This is a genomic window from Allobosea sp. TAB14 (assembly GCF_052113865.1).
Taxonomy (GTDB): domain Bacteria; phylum Pseudomonadota; class Alphaproteobacteria; order Rhizobiales; family Beijerinckiaceae; genus Allobosea; species Allobosea spartocytisi.
In genome coordinates this window covers 1-3,247 of record NZ_JBFRDQ010000301.1, presented here as the reverse complement: position 1 = coordinate 3,247, position 3,247 = coordinate 1, and the positions used below count along the sequence as shown (strand labels likewise).

Here is a 3,247-nt window from a genome sequence, read left to right as displayed (position 1 = left end):
GCTCTGGAGCTGACGATGGCTTTCGCGCTCAACCAGCCCAATGCGCTCGGCTTCACCCCGATGATCTCGATCGAAGTCAACGGCAGGGAGGTCGCGGCCGGCTTCTATGCCCGGATGATCAAGGCGACGCTGACGGACGAGGCCGGGCAGAAGTCCGACAAGATCACCTTCGACCTCGATGACGCCGACAACGCGATCATCGTGCCGCCGCCGAAGGCCACGATCGTCGTCAAGCTCGGCTTCAAGGAAACCGGTCTCGTTCCGAAGGGCACCTTCGAAATGCAGCCCATCGCCTTCAAGGGCGATGCGGAGAGCGGCGAAACCATCACGATCCAGGCGAATGCTGCCGATCTGAAGCGCAAGCTGAAAGGCAAGGGCCGAGAAAGTTTCAGCAACAAGTCGGTGAAGGAAATCGCCGACGCGATCGCCGGCCGCAATGGCATGACGGCCCACGTCGATCCGGCCATCGCCAACTTCAAGTTCGATTTCCGGGCGCGCGTCGATGTCAGCGAGATCGACTTTCTGACCACGTTGGGCGACGAGCTCGACGCCGTCGTGAAGCCTATGGGCGATAAGCTCGTGATCTCGCAGAAAGGCGCGGCGAAATCGGTCAGCGGCCTCGCGCTGCCGGTGATCAGAATCGAGAAATGGGACTGCGCGGACTGGGAGGTCACGCCGGACGGCCGCGTCGAATACGGCTCGGTCAAGGCCGCATGGATCGATCAGAAGACCGGCAAGCGCGAGCTGGCCGAGGCCAAGACCGGGCTCGAAGGCCCCGAGACCGTTCTGCGATCGCCCTATCCGACCAAGGAACAGGCCGAGAAAGCGGCCATGGCCGAGGCCCGGCGGCTCACCCGGCGCAGCGGCAGTGGCAACTTCAAGCTCTATGGCCGGCCGGAAGCCCAGGCCGAGGCCGATGTCATCGCCGGCGAAAGCTTCCGGAAGGAAATCGCCGGTGCCTGGCGCGCCGATTCCGTCGAGCACGCCTTCGAGAGCTCCGGCTTCACCACCACCGTCAACATCGCCGCGAAAGAGGACGGCTCGTCCTCGAAGGAAGAGGACTGACCATGGCGACGCAGAGGACGGTCGAGCAGCGACGTCGCGACAGGTGACGTGACAGGGGAGCCTCGCGGCTCCGGCGGCCCTTTCCGGCAAGATTGCAGCCGCCCGACGAGACTTCCATCACATCGCCCGCCACGGCGGCCGCGAGGCCGCGCCGTAACGGGCGCCAATAGGTTCTAAGATCCCGTGAACGAGGTCCGCCCCATCTCCCCCGTCGCCGGCTATATCGGCGGCAAGAAGCAGCTCGCTCGTACGCTGGTCGAGCGGATCAGCGCCATCGAGCACACGACCTATGCCGAAGCTTTTATCGGCATGGGCGGGGTGTTCCTGCGCCGGCCGATGAAACCCAAGGCCGAGGTCATCAACGATGCCTCGCGGGATGTCGCCATCTTCTTCCGCGTCTTGCAGCGTCACTACCAGGCCTTCCTGGACATGCTGCGCTGGCAGCTCGCCAGCCGGGCCGAGTTCGAACGGCTGAACGCCCAGGATCCGGAGACCCTGACCGATCTCGAACGCGCGGCCCGTTTCCTCTACCTTCAGCGACTGAGTTTCGGCGGGAAGGTCGCCAGCCGGTCCTTCGGGATCGATACGAAGGCGCCCGCTCGCTTCGACATCACGCGGCTTCAGCCGCTTCTGGAGGCGGTCCACGACCGCCTTGCCGGCGTCTGGATCGAATGCCTTCCCTGGCAGGACTTCATCACCAGATGGGACCGGCCGGGGACGCTGTTCTACCTCGACCCGCCTTACTGGGGCACCGAGCACTTCTATGGCCGTGGATTATTCGGTCGAGATCAGTTCGAGCTGCTCAGCGCGGCTTTACAGCGCCTTCAAGGCCGCTTCATCCTCTCGTTGAACGACGTGCCCGAGGTGCGCGAGCTGTTCGSCTGGGCCTYGATCGAGACKGTCGAGCTGAGTTACCAGGCGGGTGGGGCGGGCAAGAGCAAGCGGGTGCGGGAAGTGATCATCATGGCGGCTCGCTGAAGGACACTCCACATGGCTCAAGGCCTATCGATTTGGACGGTTCTGTTACCGGCGGCAATCGGTGGCGTTTTTGCCGCCTTCGTCAATCAGGGTCTCAAATGGGCTATCGATACGTTCACAGAGAACAAGAAAACAGGGGCGGACTCGACGTACCTCGCTATGCGGGTGGCCGTTATCATGGAGGCGTTCGTATCGGCGTGCGATGCCCACCTGCGCGACCGGGATGTGGCAGCCGACGTACATGGCATCTCCGAAGCGGGCAAACTGCCGCTCCTCGCGGATTTTCCTGCTGATATCGACTGGCGGTCCTGCGATTCCTCTTTAGGCAGCGAGATACTCGGGTTCCCGACGCGGATAGCGTCGGCTCAAAGCGATGCATACCGCGCTTCCTGGGAGAGCAACGACTTCTGGGTTACCCACACCGAGGCAGTTAATCTGGCCGTTGCTGCCTGGGATATCGCGGAGCGGCTTCGGGCCCATTACAAGCTGCCGCCAAATGGGCTGCTTGCTCCTCTCGCGAGTGCGTTGCTCAGGAAGAAGTCTGCCAACGATTCACGCCAGGCGGCTCAACGGGAAAAGTGGTTGGAGGATGCTGAGAAAGCCCGAACAGCTGTGCGATCCGGCGCCATCACGCCCGTCAATAGTTAGGGCCTGATTCTGTGCGCGAGTTGGTGATTTCGGCCGGCAGGATACGCTGATGGACTTTCCATGGAATGCCTTAATCGCTGCGGGTGCTGCGGTGATTGGCGCCTTAATTCCCACGGTTGCGACGTTTCTAACCGCCGAACGAAGCAGGCGGACTGGCGCGATAGAACGTTGGAACGAGAAATTCTGGGATCGTCGAATGGCGGCTTATCAGGATTTTTTTGCAGCGGTTGAGGCTCTAGGCAACTCCGCGGAGCTCATGGTCGTCGACGCGGGAGAAAACGGCGGCCGTCTGGCAGAGGCTCAATACGAGAAATACACGAAGCGCATCGATGCCCAGTTGGAGGCGATTATTAGCGCGTGCTCAAGGGGGCGGCTGCTCTTTGAGAGGGGCTTTATGGACGAGGTCGACCGGCAGTTCGAGACGCTGACCAAGATTGCCATTTTGCCTCCGGGCCATCCGGACCATCATAAATCGCTCAAATCGGCTGCGGAAGACTACGGTCGTATGCTCAAGGCTCTGGAACCCATAGCGCGTGAACATCTTAATCCTGGGCAC

Annotated in this window: 4 protein-coding genes; all 4 read left to right on the top strand. The window is 62.0% G+C overall.

The annotated features are described in order from the left end of the window. Positions 1-1,065: phage late control D family protein (locus AB4Y99_RS26695; protein WP_441525454.1), on the top strand; the 1,065-nt coding region annotated here is incomplete at its 5' end. A 183-nt stretch (positions 1,066-1,248) separates the two neighbouring features. Beyond that, complete coding sequence (locus AB4Y99_RS26690) at positions 1,249-2,043, top strand: DNA adenine methylase (protein ID WP_441525453.1); 795 nt, start codon at positions 1,249-1,251, stop codon at positions 2,041-2,043. Between the two features lie 12 nt (positions 2,044-2,055). Then, a complete protein-coding gene (locus tag AB4Y99_RS26685) occupies positions 2,056-2,691 on the top strand; it encodes a hypothetical protein (RefSeq protein WP_441525452.1) in 636 nt (211 codons plus the stop codon). A gap of 49 nt (positions 2,692-2,740) precedes the next feature. After that, positions 2,741-3,247: hypothetical protein (locus AB4Y99_RS26680; protein WP_441525451.1), on the top strand; the 507-nt coding region annotated here is incomplete at its 3' end.